The organism is Skermanella stibiiresistens SB22 (assembly GCF_000576635.1).
In the GTDB taxonomy this organism is placed as follows: Bacteria; Pseudomonadota; Alphaproteobacteria; order Azospirillales; family Azospirillaceae; genus Skermanella; species Skermanella stibiiresistens.
Map to the genome: position 1 here is coordinate 267157 of NZ_AVFL01000006.1, position 21346 is coordinate 288502.

The 21346-nt window shown below is 66.3% G+C and carries 23 protein-coding genes; 17 read left to right on the forward strand and 6 right to left on the reverse strand.

Going from position 1 to position 21346, the window contains the following annotated elements:
- Positions 1 to 28: 28 nt before the first annotated feature.
- The 11 genes from N825_RS10870 (at position 29) to N825_RS10920 (ending at position 9992) form a co-directional block, all read left to right on the forward strand.
- Entirely contained in the window at positions 29 to 754 is a 726-nt protein-coding gene (locus tag N825_RS10870; protein WP_084164629.1) for a GntR family transcriptional regulator, read from the forward strand.
- Positions 755 to 861: 107 nt separating this feature from the next.
- Positions 862 to 1791 carry an allantoinase PuuE gene (locus tag N825_RS10875; RefSeq protein ID WP_037450878.1) on the forward strand — a complete coding sequence of 310 codons (930 nt, stop codon included), beginning with the start codon at positions 862 to 864 and terminating at the stop codon, positions 1789 to 1791.
- The gene (locus N825_RS36405; RefSeq protein WP_051511981.1) at positions 1781 to 2251 is read left to right on the forward strand and encodes an ureidoglycolate lyase; all 471 of its coding nucleotides are present in this window, start codon (positions 1781 to 1783) and stop codon (positions 2249 to 2251) included. Before N825_RS10875 ends, N825_RS36405 begins: the two co-directional genes overlap by 11 nt.
- 30 nt (positions 2252 to 2281) lie before the next feature.
- Complete coding sequence (locus N825_RS10885) at positions 2282 to 3874, forward strand: ABC transporter substrate-binding protein (protein WP_084164631.1); 1593 nt, start codon at positions 2282 to 2284, stop codon at positions 3872 to 3874.
- A 28-nt stretch (positions 3875 to 3902) separates the two neighbouring features.
- Entirely contained in the window at positions 3903 to 4949 is a 1047-nt protein-coding gene (locus N825_RS10890) for an ABC transporter permease (protein ID WP_051511984.1), read from the forward strand.
- On the forward strand, positions 4946 to 5848 hold the full coding sequence (locus N825_RS10895) for an ABC transporter permease (RefSeq protein WP_084164632.1): 903 nt from the start codon (positions 4946 to 4948) through the stop codon (positions 5846 to 5848). Before N825_RS10890 ends, N825_RS10895 begins: the two co-directional genes overlap by 4 nt.
- A complete protein-coding gene (locus N825_RS10900) occupies positions 5845 to 7509 on the forward strand; it encodes a dipeptide ABC transporter ATP-binding protein (RefSeq protein ID WP_037450883.1) in 1665 nt (554 codons plus the stop codon). The genes N825_RS10895 and N825_RS10900 overlap by 4 nt, the downstream gene beginning before the upstream one ends.
- Positions 7506 to 8423 (forward strand): NAD-dependent epimerase/dehydratase family protein, encoded by a 918-nt coding sequence (locus N825_RS10905; protein WP_037450886.1) that lies wholly within the window; start codon positions 7506 to 7508, stop codon positions 8421 to 8423. Before N825_RS10900 ends, N825_RS10905 begins: the two co-directional genes overlap by 4 nt.
- A gap of 33 nt (positions 8424 to 8456) precedes the next feature.
- Positions 8457 to 9212, forward strand: a complete 756-nt coding sequence (locus N825_RS10910) for an SDR family NAD(P)-dependent oxidoreductase (RefSeq protein WP_037450889.1) — start codon at positions 8457 to 8459, stop codon at positions 9210 to 9212.
- Between the two features lie 109 nt (positions 9213 to 9321).
- On the forward strand, positions 9322 to 9522 hold the full coding sequence (locus N825_RS10915) for a hypothetical protein (protein ID WP_157619105.1): 201 nt from the start codon (positions 9322 to 9324) through the stop codon (positions 9520 to 9522).
- 197 nt (positions 9523 to 9719) lie between these two features.
- Complete coding sequence (locus N825_RS10920) at positions 9720 to 9992, forward strand: hypothetical protein (protein WP_037450892.1); 273 nt, start codon at positions 9720 to 9722, stop codon at positions 9990 to 9992.
- Here the strand turns inward: N825_RS10920 and N825_RS10925 are convergent.
- A complete protein-coding gene (locus N825_RS10925; protein WP_157619106.1) occupies positions 9979 to 10149 on the reverse strand; it encodes a hypothetical protein in 171 nt (56 codons plus the stop codon). The two genes, N825_RS10920 and N825_RS10925, sit on opposite strands and share 14 nt — an antisense overlap.
- An 873-nt stretch (positions 10150 to 11022) precedes the next feature.
- Between N825_RS10925 and N825_RS10930 the strand changes: the two genes are divergently transcribed.
- Together N825_RS10930 and N825_RS10935 are read left to right on the forward strand one after the other, a co-directional pair.
- Entirely contained in the window at positions 11023 to 11706 is a 684-nt protein-coding gene (locus N825_RS10930; protein WP_051511985.1) for a ParA family protein, read from the forward strand.
- Between the two features lies 1 nt (position 11707).
- On the forward strand, positions 11708 to 12274 hold the full coding sequence (locus tag N825_RS10935) for a hypothetical protein (RefSeq protein WP_037450898.1): 567 nt from the start codon (positions 11708 to 11710) through the stop codon (positions 12272 to 12274).
- 15 nt (positions 12275 to 12289) lie between these two features.
- Here the strand turns inward: N825_RS10935 and N825_RS40770 are convergent, their stop codons facing one another.
- From N825_RS40770 to N825_RS10945, 3 genes are all read right to left on the reverse strand, one after another.
- The gene (locus N825_RS40770) at positions 12290 to 12562 is read right to left on the reverse strand and encodes a DDE-type integrase/transposase/recombinase (protein ID WP_157619107.1); all 273 of its coding nucleotides are present in this window, start codon (positions 12560 to 12562) and stop codon (positions 12290 to 12292) included.
- A 335-nt stretch (positions 12563 to 12897) separates the two neighbouring features.
- Positions 12898 to 13635: a histidine utilization transcriptional repressor HutC gene (locus tag N825_RS10940; protein WP_063833725.1), complete on the reverse strand. Its 738-nt coding sequence runs from the start codon at positions 13633 to 13635 to the stop codon at positions 12898 to 12900.
- Positions 13636 to 13644: 9 nt separating this feature from the next.
- Complete coding sequence (locus tag N825_RS10945) at positions 13645 to 15000, reverse strand: formimidoylglutamate deiminase (RefSeq protein WP_037450901.1); 1356 nt, start codon at positions 14998 to 15000, stop codon at positions 13645 to 13647.
- 142 nt (positions 15001 to 15142) lie between these two features.
- On the opposite strand from N825_RS10945, the gene hutI reads away from it, so the two are divergent.
- Genes hutI through N825_RS10965 form a run of 4 tightly spaced genes read left to right on the forward strand, consistent with a single transcriptional unit; the run spans position 15143 to position 19422 of the window.
- The gene (gene hutI, locus N825_RS10950; RefSeq protein ID WP_051512008.1) at positions 15143 to 16306 is read left to right on the forward strand and encodes an imidazolonepropionase; all 1164 of its coding nucleotides are present in this window, start codon (positions 15143 to 15145) and stop codon (positions 16304 to 16306) included.
- Between the two features lie 5 nt (positions 16307 to 16311).
- Positions 16312 to 17103: an N-formylglutamate deformylase gene (gene hutG / locus N825_RS10955; RefSeq protein ID WP_245613076.1), complete on the forward strand. Its 792-nt coding sequence runs from the start codon at positions 16312 to 16314 to the stop codon at positions 17101 to 17103.
- Between the two features lie 28 nt (positions 17104 to 17131).
- Positions 17132 to 18829 (forward strand): urocanate hydratase, encoded by a 1698-nt coding sequence (hutU, locus tag N825_RS10960; protein ID WP_051511987.1) that lies wholly within the window; start codon positions 17132 to 17134, stop codon positions 18827 to 18829.
- Complete coding sequence (locus N825_RS10965) at positions 18826 to 19422, forward strand: HutD/Ves family protein (protein ID WP_084164634.1); 597 nt, start codon at positions 18826 to 18828, stop codon at positions 19420 to 19422. Before hutU ends, N825_RS10965 begins: the two co-directional genes overlap by 4 nt.
- Here N825_RS10965 and N825_RS10970 read toward each other — a convergent pair.
- Entirely contained in the window at positions 19406 to 20560 is a 1155-nt protein-coding gene (locus N825_RS10970) for a CaiB/BaiF CoA transferase family protein (RefSeq protein WP_037450909.1), read from the reverse strand. The genes N825_RS10965 and N825_RS10970 overlap by 17 nt on opposite strands.
- On the reverse strand, positions 20560 to 21346 hold a 787-nt coding region (locus tag N825_RS10975), incomplete at its 5' end, for an MmgE/PrpD family protein (protein WP_198038272.1). The genes N825_RS10970 and N825_RS10975, both read right to left, overlap by 1 nt.

Here is a 21346-nt window from a genome sequence, read left to right on the forward strand (position 1 = left end):
CCGACGAAACGCTGTATAAGCGCCCGTCATGGTAGGTATCCCGCAGGTTGGCATGGACGGACAAGGCAAGAGCGACAAGGTCAGGGGCAAGCATCCGGTCGAGGATGTCATCTATGATCGTCTGGTGGACGCGATCATCGACAAGCATCTTCGTCCGGGCCAGCACCTCAACGAGGTCAAGCTGGCCGACGCCTACGGCGTTCCACGCTCGCGGGTGCGCCGCGTGCTGGAGCGGCTGCGCGACGAGGATGTCGTCGTCTTCGAACTGAACAAGGGAGCCTTCATCTCCCGGCCGACGATCGAGGACGCCCACAACGTCTTCGAGGCCCGGCGTCATCTGGAATGCGTCGTCGTCCGGCTGGCCTGCGAGCGCGCCACCGCCGACGACATCGATAGCCTGCGCCGGCATCTGGCCGATGAGCGCGAGGCGTTCGAAGCGCTGCGTCCCAACGTCAACCGGACCGCCGCCGAGTTCCACGTCCTGATCGCCGAGATCGCCGGCAACCCGGTACTGGAGCGGATGCTGGGATTGCTGATCCGGCGCTGCGTGCTGGTGCAATCGGTCTATGAGAAGAAAAGTGGCATCCTCTGCCTGACCGATGAGCATTCGCACCTTGTCGAGTGCATCGCGGAGAACCATCCGGACGCCGCCGCCGCCCAGATGGCGCACCACTTCGACCACATAGTTTCCAGCCTCGATCTCACGGAAACCCGCAGGAACGAAGTCGATATCTACGAGTTCGCCCGATCGTGACCGTCCTCCGACAAAAAATCTTCCGGTAACGCCGGGTCTGGCATATCCTTTGCTGATTGTTGACAGGATTGCACGCAATCCTGCAGGCACTCACAGCGGAGGACCCGATGCCATCAGGTTCAGCTATCCACCCGCCCCGTGATCTGGTGGGTTACGGTCCGGATTTTCCGACGGGCCGGTGGTCGAACGGCGCGCGTCTGGCGATCAACGTGGTCGTCAACTACGAGGAAGGGTCCGAGCGGTCCTTCGCGATGGGAGACCCCGATCAGGAGCCGATGACCGAGTGGGGAAGCTACGCCTTCCCCAAGGACATCCGAAACCTGGCGATGGAGTCGATGTATGAGTACGGCTCCCGGGTCGGCGTCTGGCGCATCCTGGACGCCCTCGCCGCCGCCGGCATCCGATCGACCTTCTTCGCCTGCGCCGTGGCGTTCGAGCAGAACCCCGCCGTCGCCAAGGCGGTGGTCGAGGCTGGTCACGAAGTGTGCAGCCACGGCTATCGGTGGGAGGAGGTCTTCCGCCTGACCGAGGAGGAGGAGCGCGAGCATATCCAACTCGCCATCAAGTCCTTCGAGAAGACCTGCGGCAAGCGCCCGGTCGGCTGGTACTGCCGCTACGGCGCCAGCGTCCACACCCGGCGGCTGATCACCGAGGAAGGCGGCTTCCTCTATGACAGCGACGCCTACAACGACGACGTGCCCTACTTCGTCCAGGTCGGCGACACGCGGCGGCTGGTGGTTCCGTATACTTGCGACGTCAACGACATCCGGTTCTGGAGTTCGCCCGGCTTGGCGCAGGCCGACGACTTCTTCACCTACATGCGCGAGAGCTTCGACGTGCTCTACGCCGAGGCGGCGCGCGGCCCCCGCATGATGTCGATTGGCCTTCATCCCCGCATGATCGGCCGCGCTGGCCGCATCCGGTCCTTGAAGCGCTTCTTCGACTACGCCCAGCAATACGCAGACGTCTGGTTCACCACCCGCGAGGAGATCGCGCGCGACTGGCTGGCCCGGGATGCCGCGACCGATGGCGCTTGAGCTGACCGTCGAGCCGGTCGACCGCGCCGGCTTCGCGCCATTCGGCACGCTGGTCTTCGAACCGGGTGACGCCACGGCGCCTCGGAACGACCGTCACGCGGCCCTATCGGCGTTGGAGGTCCTGTCGGCGCCGCCGCCCTCTGGAACCTCGTCCCACCGGATCGATCTGATGGAGCGGCACGCGTTCTCATCGCAGACCTTCTTCCCGCTCGAGGTCGCCTCGTACCTGGTCGTCGTCTGCCCCGCCAAGCCGGAAGGCGGCCCTGATGTGGCGCGGTCCCGGGCCTTCGAGGTGCCGGGCGATGTCGTCATGCAATACCACCCCGACGTCTGGCACGCCGGCATCACGGCGCTGGGCGGCCAGCCCGGCCGGTTCGCCATGCTCATCCACCGCGACGGCACGGACGCCGACTGCGAGTTCGTCCCGGTGCCCCCGATCGAGATCAGCCTCGCCCCTTAGCCTTTACCCCGCAAACAGAAGGAGACATCGATGATCCGCATGAAGTCCTGGCCGGTCACGCTTTCCGCGATGGCCGTGGCCTTGATGGCGACGACGACGGTCGTGTCGGCCCAGAGCGCCAAGGAAACACTGCTGGTGGCCGGGCCGCGGACACCGGAATCGCTGGACCAGGAATACCCGCCGACCGAGGCCGGCCACGAGGCGCGCCGCAACATCTTCGAGCGCCTGCTGGTCTATGGCACCAAGACCGACGAGAACGGCGCCATGGTCGAGGACTTCTCCAAGATCGAGGGTGCTTTGGCCGAGAGCTACGAGCTCGGCCCGGACAACAAGTCGATCACCTTCCACCTGCGGAAGGGCGTCAAGAGCGCCGCCGGCAACGAGATGACCGCCGACGACGTGATGTGGACCTTCGAGCGCGGCTGGAACATGAAGGCCACGTTCCAGTGGTACATGACGCAGATCCTCAAGATCGACAGCTTCGACGCCTTCCAGAAGATCGACGCGCACACCGTCAAGATCACCATTCCCAATCCGTCGCTGCTGCTGGACCGGCTGTGGATCAACAACGATCTCGGCATCATCGATTCGGTCGAGGCGAAGAAGCACATCACGCCCGAGGACCCTTGGGCGGCCCGTTTCCTCGCGACCGACAGCGCGTCCTTCGCGCCCTATCACGTCGCGCGCTACGCGCCTGGCCAGGAAGTGGTCTACGAGGCCAACCCCTATTACTACCGCGGCGCCGCGGCCCTGAAGAAGGTGATCTTCAAGGAGATGCCGACCTCGGCCAACCGTCTGGCGGCCCTCCAGGGCGGCTCGATCGACGTGGCGGAATGGCTGACGCCGCGCGAGATCGCGTTGGCGGCCAACATCCCGACCGTCAAGGTCTGGAAGGTGTTCGGCAACTACACGCACCGGCTGGAGATGAACAACAACACGCCTCCCTTCGACAAGAAGGAGGTGCGCCAAGCGATGAACTATCTGGTGTCGCGTCCAGACATCGAAGGCAGCGTCTACATGGGGACGGCGCGTCCGACCAAAAGCCCGGTCTCCGAGATCTACCCGGCCTATACCGACGAGAAGTTCCCCTACACCGACAATGTCGCCCAGGCCAAGCAATTGCTGGCGAAGGCGGGTTATCCCGACGGCTTCAAGACGGAAATCGGCTATCGGACCGGCGAGCCGATCGAGGAGCAGATCGCGGTCATCCTGAAGACCTCGTTCGCCCGCGCCGGCATCAACGCCGAGCTGGTCAAGCTGCCGTCCTCCAGCCTAGTCGAGCGCTATTCCAAGGGCACGATCCCCATGTACTTCATCCGTGACATGGCGATCGTCCCGGATGCCGCCTACGTCTCGAACCTGTTCATCAACAGCAAGTCGATGGTCAACTACTCGCACTACAAGAACGAGGAGGTCGACCAGCTGATCAACAAGGCGCTGACCTCGACCGACGTCGCCGCGCGTGAGGCCGACATGAAGCGCGTCCAGGAACTGGTGATCGACGAGGCGCCCTGGGTTTTCCTGTTCAATCCCGGCTACCAGCTCGCCGTCCGCACCAATGTGGAAGGCTTCTCCTGGTACACGCCGAACAGCAACAGCTGGTACGATTTCAAGAAGAAGTGATCCATAGAAGCGATCAGGGAAAACACTCATGCTCGCAGCATTCCGAAGTCGGTGGGATAGCCTGCCGCGCGCCTTGCAGATCGTCCTGGGACGGCTGGCGCTTGTCATTCCACAGATGTTCGGCGTCCTGCTGGTGACGTTCTTCCTGATCCGCCTGCTGCCCGGCGATCCCGCCATCCTCCTCCTGGGGAACATGGCGACGCCGGACGCGGTGGCGCAGCTTCGCGACAGGCTGGGGTTGAACGACAGCGTCTGGACCCAGTTCGTCAGCTATGTCGGGAACGTCCTGCACGGCGATCTCGGCGTGTCGATCTTCACGTCGAACCCGGTGACGGTCGACCTGATGGAGCGGGCGCCGGCGACGTTGGAGCTGATCTTCTACGCCATGATCCTGACGGTGGTGATTGGCGTCGTGATCGCCGTGGTGTCGGTCGTTCGGGCGGGAGGGCCGGTCGATGTCGCGTCCAGGATCTATGGGCTGGCGGCGGGAGCCATCCCGGATTTCTGGATCGGCCTGCTGCTGATCTACTTCTTCTTCACGCTGCTTGGCTGGGCGGCGGCGCCGTTCGGGCGGATCGACGCCATGATGTCGCCGCCGCCCTACGTCACCGGCTTCCTGACCATCGACAGCTTGGTGGCGGGTGACCTGGAGACCTTTTGGTCGGCGGTCGGGCGGCTGCTGCTTCCCGTGCTGACCATCGCCATAGTCAACGCGGGCGCCCTGATGAAGATGACGCAGAGCATCTTCGCAGGCGTTTGGCGCAGCGACTTCGTGCGCCACGCCCGCGCCTGCGGCGTGCCGGAGCGCGTGATCATCCGGGCGGCGCTCCGCAACAGCCTGCCGCCGATCATCACCATGATCGGTTTCCTGGTCGGTTTCCTGCTGGGCGCCGCGGTGCTGGTCGAGACGATCTTCTCCTGGGGCGGCCTTGGCCAATACGCGGTGCAGGCGGTCATGAACAGCGACTACCCCGCGTTGCAGGGCTTCATCCTGGTGGCGTCCGCTTTCATCCTCGTCGTCTACCTGGTGGTGGACATCCTCTATGAACTCGTCGATCCGAGGATCAGGGTATGACGCGTGTTCCCCAAGCCTTGCGCCGTCCGGCGGCCGTGATCGGGCTGGCGCTGCTGCTCATGCAGATCGCCCTGATCGTGCTGGCCCCAATCATAAGCCCGTATTCACCGATGGAGGCCGATCCGGCGGCCTCGCTCCAGCCGCCATCGATGGCGCACTGGTTCGGCACCGACATCACCGGCATGGACGTGCTGTCGCGCGTCATCCACGCGACCCGGATCAACCTGCTGATCAGCGTGTCCTCGGTGGCCCTGGCCTTCGTCGTCGGCGTGCCGCTGGGGCTGGTGATCGGCTATTACCGGGGCTGGCTGTCGGGGCTCGCCATGCGGATCTTCGACTTCGTCCAAGCCTTCCCGATCTTCGTGCTAGGCATGGCGCTGGTCTCGGTGACGGGACAGGAGATCTGGAACGTCGCCATCGTGCTGGCGGTGCTGTTCATCCCAATCTTCGCCCGGCTGATCCGGGCGGAGGTGCTGTCGCTGCGCGAGCGGCCGTTCGTCGCGGCGGCACGGTGCAGCGGGGCCGGCGATCTCGACATCATGTTCCGCCACATCCTGCCCAACGCCCTGATGCCCGCCATGGTCCAGGTCTCCATCTCGATCGGCATGGCGATCCTGCTAACCGCCGGCCTGTCCTTCATCGGCGCCGGGGTCCGGATGCCGACGCCGGAATGGGGCCTGATGGTCTCGACCGGGGCGCAGCAGATGATCCTGGGCGTCTGGTGGGTCTCCCTGTTCCCGGGCCTCGCCATCGTCGTCGCCGTGCTGTGCTTCGCGCTGCTGGGCGACGTGGTCCGAGACCTGCTGGACCCCAGCAGAGCCCGCAAGACCAAGGCGCCAGCCGGCGTCGCCCTCCCCGTCCCCGGCCCCGTTCCTGGAACATTGGGAGAAAGCCGATGACGCGATCCGAACTTGATATGAAGCCCGTCCTGTCGGTCGAGGGGCTGCGGGTCGTGTTCGACACGCCGGACGGCGACCGGACCATCCTCCAGGATGTCGCGTTCGAGCTGCGGCCGAACGAGATCCTGGGGATCGTCGGCGAAACCGGGGCCGGCAAGTCGGTGCTCGCCCGCGCCATCATCGACCTGCTGCCCGAGGGCGGCCGGCGGGTCGGCGGAACGGTCGAGATCATGGGCCGCCAGCTCGAGCGGATGGATGAGGGCGAGCGCCGCCAGGTGCGCGGCGGCCAAGTGGCCCTGATCGGCACCAACGCCAAGGCCCTGCTCGATCCGGTCGAACGGGTCGGCAATCAGATCGTCCGCGTGCTGCGCAGCCATCGCAAACTGTCGCGGAAGGACGCCTGGGCCAAGGCGGTCAAGCTGTTGGGCGATGTCGGCATCGTCAATCCGGCCGAGCGGGCTCGCGCCTATCCGCACGAGCTGTCCGGCGGCATGGCACAGCGGGTCGTCATCGCCATGGCGCTGATCACCGAGCCGAAGGTGCTGCTGGCTGACGACGCGACGCTGGGCCTGGACGCGACGGTATCGGTCCAGGTGCTCGACATGCTGGTCGAGCGGTCGCGCGAGCTGGGGCTGTCGGTCGTCCTGATCACCCACGACCTCGGCATCATCGCCCATTATTGCAACCGGGTCGCCATCATGCGGCAGGGCCGGATCGTCGAGATGCGCGACGTCACCGGCTTCCTGGCGAAACCCGGAACCCCGTATAGCCAGGAACTGCTGGACGCCGCCAAGGCGCGGCCGGTGCCGTCGATCCGGGCTACAGCCAGCGAGGGCCAGCCGTTGCTGGAGGTTTCGAACCTGCTGAAGATCTTCGCCGGAAGCCGCCCCGGCGAGGAGGTCCGCGCGGTCGATGGCGTCTCCTTCTCGGTCCGGCGCGGCGAGACGCTGGCGCTGGTTGGCGAGAGCGGGTCCGGCAAGACGACGATCGGGCAGTGCTTGGTCCGCCTACTGGACGCCAGCGGCGGCGCCATCCGGTTCGACGGGCGCGATATCACCACGATGCCCGAGGCCGAGTTCAGGCCGCTGCGCCGCCGCATCCAGATGGTGTTCCAGGAACCCTATGTGGCGCTGAACCCGCGCTGGAAGGTGATGCGGCTGGTGGACGAACCGCTCCGCATGCTGGAGAAGGCGTCGGCTGCCGAACGGCTGAGGCGGGTCCACCGGGCGCTGGATCTGGTCAACCTGCCGACCAGCCACGCGGAGCTTTATCCCCATGAGCTGACCGCCGGCGAGCAGAAGCGCGTCGGCATCGCCCGCGCGCTGGTGACCGAACCCGACTTCATCGTGTTCGACGAGCCGACCACGGCGCTGGATATCCGGGTGCGCGCCCAGATCATCGATCTGGTGCGCGATCTCCAGTCCCGGATGCGGCTGTCGGCCCTGTTCATCACCCATGATTTGAACTCCGTGCGGTCGCTGGCCCACGACGTGGCGGTGATGAACCGGGGACGGATCGTCGAAGCGGGCCCCCTGGAGGATGTCTTCGCCTCGCCCAAGGACCCGTACACGGTCAAGCTGCTGTCGGCGGAACTGGCGGTCGAGCACGAGGCCGAGGCGCGGCATGTCCATATCCCCCAACCCAAGGAAGCGATGATATGAGCGAAGGCCGCATCCTCGTCACCGGCGCCTCCGGCCTGATCGGCCGGACGCTGCTCGCCCGCCTGCGCGCCAACGGTCGCCCGGCGATCGGCCTCGATATGGCGCCGAAGCCTGGTGATCCCGAGGTCGAGACGGCGGATCTGACCGACATCCACCGCCTGCACGCTCTGGCCGGCCGCTTCGAGGTCGAGGCGGTGGTCCATTGTGGTGCCGTGTCCGGTCCGATGGTGATGATCGACAACCCCTATGGCATCGTGCAGGCGAATGTCGTCGGAACAGCCAACATCCTGGAACTGGCCCGCGTCCGCCGGATGCGCCGGGTGGTCTTCTGCTCCTCGACCAGCGCCTATGGCCCGACCACCGAACCCGCCGATCCCGAGGGCGTGCCCGAGGACGTGCCGCTGCGGCCGACCAGCGTCTATGGCGCCACCAAGGTCGCCAGCGAGCAGCTTCTGTCGGCCTATCGCCAGCAGCACGGGTTGGACGCTCTGTCGGTCCGGCTGTCCTGGGTCTATGGTCCCGGCCGGACGACTGACTGCGTGATCCGGACGATGATCGAGGACGCGCGGGCCGGACGGCCGACGCGGATGGGCTGGGGTCGCGACTTCGCGCGCCAGTTCATCCATGTCGACGACGCGGTGGAGGCGTTGCTGGCGGCGCTCGACGCGCCGTCCGGCAAGGGTCCGGTCTACACTGCCACCGGTGGCACCTATCTGACCCTGGGCGAGATCGGCGCCGTGGTGGCCTCGGTCCTGCCCGGCGCCAGCATCGAGCTGGAGCCCGGTCCCGACCCGCTGGACGATCCGCAGCACCGCTTCGACATCCGGGCGATCGGGCGCGACCTTGGCTACGCGCCGCGCCGCTCGCTGGAGGATGGCATTCGGACCTATGCCGACTGGCTGTCGGCCCGCTGAACAACCCGTTATATTTCCACCGGAGTCCCGAAGATGAACCCATTCAGTCTGGAAGGCCGCACCGCCCTGGTGACCGGCGGCAGCCGCGGCATCGGCGGCGCCATCGTCGAGCTGTTCGCCGCCAGCGGCGCCAAGGTCGGCTATTGCCAATACGGCGACGACGCCAACGCGGCGGATCTCGCGGCGAAGCAGGATGCCGCCGGCCTGCCGGTCGTCCACACCGTCTGCGATGTGTCCAAGGAAGGCGATGTCGACCGCTTGGCACAGTGGGCGGGCGAGGCGCTGGGGCATGTCGATATCCTGGTCAACTGCGCCGGGATCGGCGGCGATTTGCTGTTCGAGGATGTTTCGGTCGAGGCGTTCGACCGGATGATCGGCGTCCACCTGCGCGGTACCTTCCTGGTGACCCGCAAGTTCTATCCCGCCATGGCGGACAAGGGCTGGGGCCGGGTGATCAACTTCTCATCGCAACTGGCCTACAAGGGCGCTCCCGGCCAATCGCACTACTGCGCCGCCAAGGCCGGCATCGTCGGCTTCACCCGCGCCCTGTCCTATGAGGCCGCCCCCAAGGGTGTCACCGTCAATTCGATCGCACCCGGCCCTGTCGAGACCGACATGCTGATGGGCCTGTCCGATGGCTGGCGCGCCATGAAGCAGGCGCAACTGCCGATCGGCCGGTTCGGCCGCGTCGATGAGATCGCGCCGACGGCGCTGCTGCTGGCGTCCGAGGCCGGGTCGTTCTTCGTCGGCCAGACCGTCTCGCCAAACGGCGGCGACGTGATGCTGTGACCGGTCCGACGGCCTCGCCAGTAATGGTTTGGCCACCCTTCCTCGATCTTGGAAGCCCACTCGATCTGTTGCTCCTCTCGATCCACTATGGGATCCGGACGGCCCCTCGTTGAGAGCTGGCTCGGCGATGGCGATGGAACGGGGCTTCACGGACGTGTCAGATATCGCGCTTCTCAAGCGGTTGAGGAAGGCCGGACCTTCGCTGGAGGCCTCGAGCGCGAAATCCCTCGAGCGGGTGCGCGCGCCGGAGGCGTTGCCACGCCTCTCCGGCATCCACGTCGTGGATGGCAGCCGTATCGCCCGCACCTAAGTTACGATCTGTTGCGCGGCCGCATGAGCGATGCCGCCGTGACCTAGCTCGGACGAGGCGAACGTCTCGACGCCGTGAAGGCCGGGCCGCGGGAGATCCTGTTGGCCGACCGCCGCTATCGCCAGCCCGACGCCATCAAGGTGAGGCTGGCCAGCGGCGCCGATGTCCTGATTCTGCCGACATGAAACAGCCTGAACTTGGTGGATGACGCGGGGAGGCTGCCCGACTTGCTCTGCCTGTCCGAGACGGCGAAGGTCCCGGGCAGCCATGACATGACCGTCCACCTGTGCAAGTCGCGGGGAAGCTTCGAACCCATCCGCCTGCGCTTGGTGATCCGGCCCAAGCCGCCCGAGGCGGTCGAAGGGGCGGTCAAGGTGACGCACCACGTCAGCGGCAAGGGCCAGCACCACGCCATCGGCCCACGCACCCTGGCCGCGGTCGAGCAACTTGTCGTGATCACTTTGTCGTGATCACCTCGCTGACGGATCCCGCGATCACCGGGATCAATTCGCCGCGCTCCACAGCGTGTGCTGGCAGGTCGAACGCGCCTTCAAGCGATCGAAGTCCCCGCTTGACCTTGACCGCCCCCAGGCCAAGCACGAAGGGCCGGTCAAGGCATGGACCCACGCCCACCTCCTTCTCGCGCTGATGATCGACGATCCCCAAGCGGGAATGGGGGCGTCCCCCCCTCCCCCCCTGACCGCGTGAGACGCGACAACCATCGGTCTGGCTGATTACAATCCTCCTGACCCAGGCCATCATGGCCGCCACCGTTCCGCCAATCTCCATTCATCAATCCACCAACATCACCGATGGGCGCCTCAGGCAACTGCGTGAATCGCCATGAAGACGATGGCTGCAATCAACGCCAACGGTATTCATACGTCAGTGCCCATGAGTATGGTCCGCGCCCCGCCCCGCCCCGCCCCGCCCCGCGCGGCTTGATGCCTGGGCTACGGCGGCGCTTGAGCACCGCCAGCATTTTGCCGACAATGGCGTCGAGATACCGCGAACCGGCGCACACCACACTCGGGAGAGTTCCGTCGGATTTGCGAATTAGCCTTCGCGCCAGCCATCGATAAAAATTTTAGATGCATAATTTGACGAAATTACAACTTTGGGTCGTGCCTCCACCAAGATTGTCTGAGGGGCAGATAAGCGTCAAAGGTGACGAAAATTGCAGCTATCGAGAAATCTTTTTACCGTGGTCTCTGCCACACCAGGAAAGCCCCCCGGCACTAGGATGTGGGCGCCTGTTTACATGTAAACACTAAGTCGATAGAGACGAGTGCCCTCGGGTATCAGAGAGACATCGGCAGAGCTCGACAACCGTCTTCGCGAGCTGTTTACGTGTAAACACCAATGATGACCGATGCGCTTCGAACACAGTTGATGTTTCACGCCTGTCGGTATGGGATATCGTTGACGAGCGCGCTTCCCACCAAGGCGCCAACCCGGTAGAACCAGGCCATACACCGATTGCCGGGAAGCACCACGACCATGGTAAGCAGAAACCGTACCGCAAAGATCCAAACGCTGCCCTCCAGTGAGCGGCATTACAAGATAGTTCTGATAACGTCGCCGAAGGGCGGTGTTTCGAAGACGTCCACCGCCCGGAACCTAGCTGTTGCCGCGGCGATGGATGGCGCCCGTGTCGCCACCATGGACCTGGATCCTCAGGCTACCCTCACCCGTTGGTGGGGAAAGCGTCCGGAAGAAGGCGTCATTCAGATCCAACATCATTCCGCATCGATAATTGACGCCATCAACGCCCTGAAGGAAGTCAAGGATGTCGATCTGCTGATCATCGATACCCCCACTTCGGTCGAGGAGTACATCGACGATATGAAGCGCCTGATCCTCGCGGCGGACTTCATCCTGGTACCAGTCGGGCATACAGGCGACGACTTGGAAAGCGTCCAACCATGGATGGGGCTGATCCGTCAATTGGGTAAGAGGGCCGCTTACCTACTCGCAAAGGTGAATCGGCGGACCTCATCATTCATTCAAGCCAAACATGAGTTGGTGGAGACGGGAGAACTCTGTCCGATAGAGATCCCCTCCTTCGAAGATGTCCATGTGCTTGGGCGGAAGGGCCTGGGAGTGGCCGAGGTATCATCCGCGAAGGGTGGGACAGAGTTCACCGGCGTATGGAAGTACGTCCGGCATCAGTTGGAGTCCTGATATGGCAATGATTTCCAAAGCGGCTGCGAAACGCCTTCCAGACAGCAGGGTAGAAAAAGCTCTGGACTCCCTCGCACCACTATCGACCCGCGAGGAGTTCATCTCGGACATCCGCGGTCAATGGGAGGAGGTCCGCAAACGCTTCCTGTATATCGGCCGTCGTTTGGCGGAAGCTCATGGCAAGCTTGGCCGTGCTGAGTATGAGTCTCTCATATCTGGTTCCGATTTGCCGTTCGGGCGATCGGTGGCAATTCAACTCAGGTCCGTCTATGAGGCGGTCAGGGATGGCCGTCTTCAGCAGGATGAGCTTCCCGGTTCATACGCTACCGCTTACCAAGTGATTACGCTTACTGATCACGAGATTGACCGTGCGCGTCGCGAAGGGCTCGTTCGTCCGAATCTGCTAAGGCGCGAGATTGTTGAATTCAAACAGCGTCTTCGCCTGCCGGAGGAGTCATTGGGACGGCGAGAACAGCGTCTTCGGCGATTGAATTCTGAGAAAATGAGGCTAATCTCGCGGTTGGAAGCCATCGAAGCAGAAATCAACAAGCTCAATGAACATCCTTAGGCCATGTTTCGCATCCTAATGCACGGCAGGTTCCTGCGAATAGCAGCGAGGCCATCTGTTGAACTTTGATCTGGTGGGAGGACAAAGGCTTGGCAACGCGGCGGCTTCCTGATCGTGGGTTTCTCTCAGGCTGACATCGACTAGGTTGCCGTCGCGATCAAGTGGCCGGTACAGTTCCCGGTACAGATATCGCCACTGACCGGCGACTTTGATGTAGGTCTGATCGGCATACCAACTGCGGACAGCCTTGCGCTTGCGCTTGCGACGCTGGCGCAGAATATGGGTCAACAGCGGCGCCAGTTTGGCTCCCGGTCGCGGAGCGCTTCACGGCTGAACACTAGGCCGTGCGGTAGCAGGATTAGAAGAACCACGTCGGTTGGCGGTTGAAGCCGGTTCAGCACCGAGCCGGTCCGCTCATTGAAGCCCCGCCCGCAGCCCTGGCACAGGAAACGCCGATAGCCATGTGCCATCGGATCCTAGCGCTCCGTCGTCTTGGCCGAACAGCAACGCGGTCACAGCATTCTTCATCTCCCTTCATCAAAAGGGCTGCTCCACCTCGATCCCCCGTCCGCCAGCAAGCTGGCACGAAACCTGATGTAACCGCCTTCAGCTGTCACACCCCTCTATGTTCGCGGTGTGAAACGCTCGGTCAGTTTGTGCCGGGAGCCGGGATGGATCAGGCGGGCCAGGGTGACGACTTGGTCCTCCAGGAAGGTCCGGCGCTCCAGCAGCAGGCAGGCGGTTCCGACTGGGCAACGCAGCGCCGCCGCCAGATCCGAATCGGCGTTGATCGCGGAGATCGTGTGTTCGGCCTCGGTCCAGGGCACGTGGGCGACCAGCCAATGGTTGGGGCTGACGTCCTCGAAGGCGAGATCGGCGGCGGCCGGAACGGCGGTCAGGTTGATCCAGCGTTCTTCCAACTCGACGATCTCGCCATCGGCGAAATGGCGGCCGACGACGCGGCAGACCGCGTCCCCGAGCGCCACCCCCAGCTTGGCGGCCAGTTCCGGGTCTGCTTTGACGATCTCGCGCGCCATGCGATCGAAGCGGTAGTCCTGGCCGCGCTGAGGAATGACGGTCGCCATGTCCACGATGTCGAGGATCGCGGTGGGGGCGGGGGGCACCGCGACGAAGCTACCCATCCGGCGGTGGCGGGTGACGTAGCCCTCCTCGGCCAGTTCGCGGAGCGCCCGGTTGATCGTCATGCGCGAGGCGGCGAAGTGGCTCAGCAGATCGTGCTCGGGCGGGATCCTGTCACCGGGCTTCCAGACGGAATCACGGATCGGGCGCATGATCGCCCGCTTGACCTGCTCGTAGAGCGGGCCCATGCCGTCCAGCGTCAGAGCCGCCCGCCAGTCCATCTCCCGAGCCTACCCGTTGATCCTGGTCAGCACCTTGGCGTAGGCGGCGCGGATTGGGTCGCGTGACTTGTGGCGGCCCTCGGTCACCACCGGGTGGCCGGCGACGCGGACCTCGCGCACGCAGGATTTGTCGCCCGCGAAGATCCAGGCGTCGACCATCTGTTCCGGCGGGCGGCCGGCCAGCGAGGGATGGGTCTCGTCCAACGTGACGAAGTCCGCCCGCTGTCCGACGCGGAGGCTGTCGGTTGGCTGGCCCAGGGCTTGGGCTCCCCCCGCGACGGCGCGGCGGAACAGCACGTCGCCCGTCCAGCCACCGGGTTCGCACAGCACGTTGCGGCTCCGCAAGACCAGCCGCTGGCCGTATTCCAGCAGCCGCAACTCCTCGGCGAGACCGATGTGGATGTGGCTGTCGGAGCCGATGCCAAACCGCCCGCCGGCGGTCAGATAGCGCGGCGCGTCGAACAACCCATCGCCCAGATTGCCCTCGGTCTCGGGGCACAGCCCGGCGACGGCGCCGGACCGCGCCAGCGCCTCGGTTTCGGACGGGGTCATGTGCGTCGCGTGGATGGCGCACCAGCGGGTGTCGACCGGCAACGAGTCCAGCAGGTATTCGACCGGCCGCTTGCCGCACCATGCGACGCAGTCCTCGACCTCCTTGACCTGTTCCGCGACGTGGATGTGGATGGGACCTCCGTCGGCCAACGGCAGGATGTCGCCGATCTCCTGCACCGTGGCGGCGCGAAGCGAATGGGGCGCCACGCCAATTCTGCCGTTTGGAACCGCCTTGACGTGGCGACCAGCGCTTTCCATCAGGCGGGCGTAGCGGTCGGGATCATTAATGAAGCGCCGTTGTCCTGGCGTCGGTGCCATGCCGCCAAACCCGCCATGGGCGTAGAAGACCGGCAGCAGCGTCAGCGCGATCCCCGTGGACGAGGCCGCCGCCGCGACGCGCCCGGTCATCTCGCCGATATCGGCGTAGGCGGCGCCCGCCGGGTCATGATGCAGGTAGTGGAACTCGCCCAGCGTGGTGAAGCCGGCCTCCAGCATCTCGGCGCAGACCAGCGCCGCGATGGCCTGGACATCGTCGGGTGTCAACTTGTCGAGGAAGCCGTACATTGTCTGCCGCCATGTCCAGAAGCTGTCGGCGCTGTCGCCGCGCCGCTCCGCCAAGCCGGCCATGGCGCGCTGGAACGTGTGGCTGTGCAGGTTCGCCATGCCCGGCACCACCACGGCGCCCAATTTCATGGCATCGTCCGGCGTGCCGTCCACCTTCACCTTGGTGATCAGGCCGGCGTCATCGACGTCGAACACGACGTTCCGGCTCCAACCCTCGGCCAGCAAGGCGCTCTCGGCGAAAAATTTCATGACGGCTCCCACGAAGTCTGGACACGAAGCTTAATCCGGCGTTAATTGTATATACAATACAGGGCGGTTGAAAACCACTGGAACGATAGGGGGACGGGGCTTGAAGCTGGATCGACTTTGGATCAACGCGCGGCTCGCGACCATGGAAGTCACCGGGACGCCCTACGGCGCCCTGGGTTCCGGAAGCGCCATTGGCTGCCGTGACGGCAGGATCGCCTTCGTCGGCACCGGCGAACAGGCCCGGGGCCATGATGCCGCCGAGACCATCGACTGCGCTGGGCGCTGGATCACGCCGGGGCTGATCGACTGCCACACCCATCTGGTCTATGGCGGCGACCGCGCCGCCGAGTTCGAGATGCGGCTGGAGGGCGCCAGCTATGAGGAGATCGCGCGGGCCGGTGGCGGCATTCTGTCGACCGTCACCGCCACCCGCCACGCGGACGAGGACGCGCTGGTCAAGGCGGCGCTGCCCCGGCTGGACACGCTGCTGGCGGAGGGCGTCACCACCATCGAGATCAAATCGGGTTATGGGTTGGAGACCGCCGCCGAACTTCGCCAGCTCCGCGCCGCCCGCAGGCTGGGGCGCGAACGGCGTGTCGGTGTCGAGACGACATTCCTGGGCGCCCACGCCACCCCGCCGGAATTCACCGACAGTGGTGCCTATATCGATCACGTCATAGCTGAAATGCTGCCCGCCGTCAATGCCGAAGGACTGGCCGACGCGGTCGACGCCTTCTGCGAGGGCATCGCCTTCTCGCCAGCGGAGGTCGAGCGGCTGTTCCAGGCGGCGCGGGACCTGGGCCTGCCGGTCAAGATCCACGCCGAGCAGCTGTCGTCGCTCCACGGCGCAGCACTGGCGGCGCGGTTCGGCGCACTGTCCGCCGACCATGTCGAATACGCCGACGCGGCCGATGTCGCGGCCATGGCGGCGGCCGGCACGGTCGCGACCCTGCTGCCCGGCGCGTACTACACCCTGCGCGAGACCCAGGCGCCGCCGGTGGCGCTGTTCCGCGAGGCTGGCGTGCCGATCGCCATCGCGACCGACGCCAACCCCGGCACCTCGCCGCTGACCTCGCTGCTCCTGACCATCAACATGGCCTGCACGCTGTTCCGCCTGACGCCGGAGGAGGCGCTGGCCGGCGTCACCCGCAACGCCGCGCGGGCGCTGGGACGCGACGACGAGATCGGCACCCTGACGCCCGGCAAGTGGTGCGATCTGGCGATCTGGGATATCGAGCGCCCAGCGGAACTGGCCTACCGCATCGGCTACAATCCGCTTCATTCCCGTGTCTGGCGAGGTGAGTGATGGAGATGCCGATCGTCGAACGGCGCGACGCGCCGCTGATCCTGTCGATGCCCCATGTCGGGCTCGGCATCCCCGACGCCGTCAAGGCCCAGCTGACCGAGCGGGCCTTGGGGATCGAGGACACCGACTGGTGGATCGACCAGCTCTATGACTTCGGCGAGGAGCTGGGCGCCACCGTCGTGCGCGCCACCACCTCGCGCTATGTGATCGACGTCAACCGCGATCCGAGCGGGACCTCGCTCTACCCTGGGCAGGCGACCACCGACCTGTGTCCGACCACGACCTTCGACGGCGTGCCACTCTACCGCGACGCCGCCGGCCCTTCCGCCGAGGAGATCGAGCGGCGGCGGCTGCCCTATCACGCGGCCTATCACGACGCCCTGTCGGCCGAGGTCCGGCGCCTTCGCGCCAGGCATCCGCGCGTCGCGCTGTATGATTGCCATTCGATCCGCTCCCTGGTTCCCCGGCTGTTCGACGGCGAGTTGCCGGTCTTCAACATCGGCACCAATGGCGGAGCGTCCTGCGATCCGGAAGCCGAGGCGATCGTCGCCGAAGCCTGCGCTTCGGCCGACGGCTACAGCCATGTCGTCAATGGCCGGTTCCGCGGCGGCTGGATCACCCGCCATTACGGCGACCCCGCGGGCGGCGTCCACGCCATCCAGATGGAGCTGGCGCAGCGCGCCTACCTGACGGACGAGGCGCCGCCCTGGAGCTATGACGCCGCCAAGTCCGACCGTCTCCGCGCCGTGCTGAAGCCGATGCTCCACAGGCTGATCGATTGGGCCAATCGTGTCTGAGACCAGCCAACACCGAGGAACCACCGACATGACCACTCCCACCTCCTCCGGCACCCCTCGCGATAATGGGCGCCTCGACAACGCCCGCAAGATCCGCAGCCCGCGCGGCACCGAGCTGACGGCGCGCAGCTGGCTGACCGAGGCGCCGTTGCGGATGCTGATGAACAACCTCGATCCCGAGGTGGCGGAGAAGCCGGAGGCGCTGGTCGTCTATGGCGGCATCGGCCGCGCCGCCCGCGACTGGCAGTCGTTCGACCGCATCGTGGCGAGCCTGACGACGCTGGGCGACGACGAGACGCTGCTGGTCCAATCGGGCAAGCCGGTGGGTGTCTTCCGCACCCACAAGGACGCACCGCGCGTTCTGATCGCCAATTCCAACCTGGTGCCGCGCTGGGCCGACTGGGACCACTTCAACGCGCTCGATAAGGTCGGGCTGATGATGTACGGCCAGATGACGGCCGGGTCGTGGATCTATATCGGCAGCCAGGGCATCGTCCAGGGCACCTACGAGACCTTCGTGGAGGTCGGCCGCCGCCACTATGGCGGCGACCTCGCCGGACGCTGGATCCTGACCGGTGGGCTTGGCGGCATGGGTGGGGCGCAGCCGCTGGCCGCGACCATGGCCGGCGCCTCCATGCTGGCTGTCGAGTGCCAGCCGTCGCGGATCGACATGCGGCTCCAGACCGGCTACCTGGACCGCAAGGCCGACACCATCGAGGAGGCGCTGGCGATCCTCGAGCAAGCGAAGGCGGACGGCAAGCCGGTCTCGGTCGGCTTGCTCGGAAACGCCGCCGAGGTGTTCCCCGAGCTGGTCGAGCGCGGCATCCGACCCGACGCCGTGACCGACCAGACCTCCGCCCACGACCCGCTCAACGGCTACCTGCCGGCGGGCTGGAGCCTGGCGGAGTGGGAGGAAAAGCGAGAGCGGGACCCCAAGCTGGTCGAGACCGAGGCGAAGAAGTCGATGGCGGTCCAGGTCCAGGCGATGCTGGATTTCCACGCCCAGGGCATCCCCGTGCTCGACTATGGCAACAACATCCGCCAGATGGCGAAGGAGATGGGCGTCGCCAAGGCGTTCGACTTCCCCGGCTTTGTGCCGGCCTATATCCGGCCGCTGTTCTGCCGGGGCATCGGCCCGTTCCGCTGGGCCGCCTTGTCGGGTGATCCGGAGGACATCTACAAGACCGACGCCAAGGTCAAGGAGCTGATCCCCGACAACCCGCACCTGCACAACTGGCTCGACATGGCGCGGGAGCGGATCCGGTTCCAGGGCTTGCCGGCCCGCATCTGCTGGGTCGGGCTGGGTGACCGCCACCGGTTGGGCATGGCCTTCAACGAGATGGTCGCCAGCGGCGAGCTGAAGGCGCCGATCGTGATCGGGCGCGACCATCTGGACAGCGGCTCGGTGGCGTCGCCCAACCGCGAGACCGAGGCGATGCTGGACGGCTCCGACGCCGTGTCGGACTGGCCGCTGCTGAACGCCTTGCTGAACACCGCGTCTGGGGCGACCTGGGTGTCGCTGCATCACGGCGGCGGCGTCGGCATGGGCTTCTCGCAGCACGCTGGCATGGTGATCGTCGCCGACGGCACGCCCGAGGCGGCGGCCCGGCTGGAGCGGGTGCTGTGGAACGACCCGGCCACCGGCGTCATGCGCCACGCCGACGCTGGATACGAGGACGCCATCGAGGCGGCCCGCGAGCACAATCTCGTATTGCCGAGCCTATGAGCGCCGCGATGGCTTGGCGGGTGATCCCCTGGGCGTCATTGGTGGAAACCCCGTGGAAGAACGGCGGCGGGACGACGACGGAGATCGCCGTCGCTCCCGCCGGGGCGGGAATGGACGATTTCGACTGGCGCCTCAGCGCCGCCAAGGTCGGCGGCCCCGGCCCGTTCTCCAGCTTTCCCGGCGTCGACCGGACCTTGCTGGTGGTGGACGGCGCCGGGATCGAGCTGCGGCTGGCGGGGGAGGGGAGCGTGCTGGTCGAGCGGGGCGGCTCCGGTTTCACCTTCGCCGGCGACGCGGCGGTGACGTCCACCTTGCCGGGCGGTCCGATCCTCGACCTGAACATCATGACCCGGCGCGACCGCTTCCACCACGCCGTCTATCGGGCCCGCGACGTCGGACCGGTCGGTCTGCCGCTCGGCGCGGACCTCGTCCTCGTGGTGGCGCTCGCCGGCCGGGCGGAGTTGGCGGCCGGTGATCGGACGGTGCGCATCGATAAGCTCGACACGCTCGTGATCGACGGTGACGCCACCGGCTTGGAACTGGAGGGCGGCGGCGACATCGTCGTCATCACGCTGATCAGGCAGGGAGCCTGAGTTCGGCCAAGACCTCCTCGGTGTGCTCGCCCAGCAAGGGGGCGGGGCGGGCCTGGAGGGTGCCGGAACCGAGGAAGCGGACCGGCTGGGGCACCACCGGCACGGGACCGGCGGTCTTGTGGTCGACGGTGCGGACCAGTCCGCGCGCGGTGGCGTGGACGCCGGAGACCACTTGGTCGATCGACAGGATGGGCGAGGCCGGGATGCCCGCCGCCTCCAGCGTGGCGACCGCGGCCTCGACCGAGTGGCGCAGCGTCCAGCCCTCGATGATCGTCCGCAGGGCGGCCTCGTTGGCCTTGCGGGCGGGGTCGGTGGCGAAGCGGGGATCGGCCGCCACCTCGGCCATGCCCATGGCGGCGGTGAGCTTCGCGAACAGCCCGTCGTTGGCGACCGCGATGATCATGTGTCCGTCGGAGGCCGCGAAGCTGTCGAGCGGCGCGCTCATCGGATGGGCATTGCCGATCCGGCCCGGCACCGCGCCGGTGAACAGGTATTGCGACAGCGACGTGACCATCAGCGAGAAGACGCTGTCGACCATGGCGACGTCGAGGTGCTGGCCCCTGCCGTCACGCTCCCGGCCATGCAGAGCCGCCAGGATCGCCCAGGCGGCCTGGAGGCCGGCGGCGATGTCGCCGATCGATTCCCCGACGCGGTTGGGCGCCGATCCGGCGGGCCCGTTGACGCTCATGATCCCGCTCATCGCCTGGGCGATGATGTCGTAAGCGGGGCGGTGGGCCAGCGGCCCATCCTGGCCGAAGCCGGAGATGCTGGCGTAGACCAGCTTCGGGTTGATCGCCGACAGGGTGGCGAAGTCGATGCCGAGCCGGGCCGCGACGCCGGGGCGGAAGTTCTCCACCACGATGTCGGAGCGGGCGGCCAGCGCGTGGGCGGTGGCGCGCCCTTCGGCGCTCTTGAGGTCCAGGCTGATCGAGCGCTTGCCCCGGTTGATCATCATGAAGTAGCAGCTCTCGCCGCCAGCGCGGGGCGAGAAGTGGCGGGAGTCGTCGCCCTCCAGTCCCTCGACCTTGATCACGTCGGCGCCGGCGTCGGCCAGCAGCGCCGTGCAGAACGGTCCCGCCAGCATGCGGGAGAAGTCCAGGACGCGGACACCGTCAAGCGGTGGCGGAAGCGGTCGCATCAGGAGGACACCTTCGCGGCGGAGGGATGGGAATGGGAAAGGCCGGCCAGCAACGCGCGCGCCTTGGGCAGGCGATCGACGCCGCGCAGCCGGTCCAGCAGGCTTTCCGCCGCAGGCGCGCCGATCACCGGGACGGCGCAGGTGCGGAACTTGGTGTCGAGTTGATCCGAACCCAACGGCCGGGCGGCGGAGCCGCGCGCGAAGTCTCGGAAGGTCGAGACGATGCGGCCGTCCCGCGTTTCGATCGTCACTTCCGCCCCTTCAGGAGTGGCGGCCCGCGCCGCAGGATCGTCCCAGCGGGAGCCGGTGACCATCTCGACGGTCGCCATGACGACGCGGATCCGGGGATCGCGGATCACCGCCTCGTCCAGATGCTCCAGCCTCAGATCGCCCAGGACCAATTGGGCCGCCACCGCGAAGGGCATGCTGAACTGCGCCTCCTGCCGGCTGGCCGGGTCGCGGTGCGCCAGATTGGCGACCACGATCGGCGGCACGTCGGTGACGATGCGGCGGATGGCGTCGAGATGAAGCCCGTGTTCCGCGACCAGATCCGCCGCGGCGTCGACGGCGGCGTGGGACGACAGGCAGACCGGGATGCGCTTGACGTCGATGCCGGGGTCGAGCAGGAACCAGCGCCGGCCCAGCGCCTCGATCGGCTCCCGCTCCAGCACGCCGCCGTTCATCAGGGCGGCGAAGCCCCGGGCGTGTTCCAGCGCGTCGGCCGGGCCGCTGGCGCCACTGGAGGCCAGCAGGGCCGCCACCACGCCGGCTTCCGCCGTGCGGCCC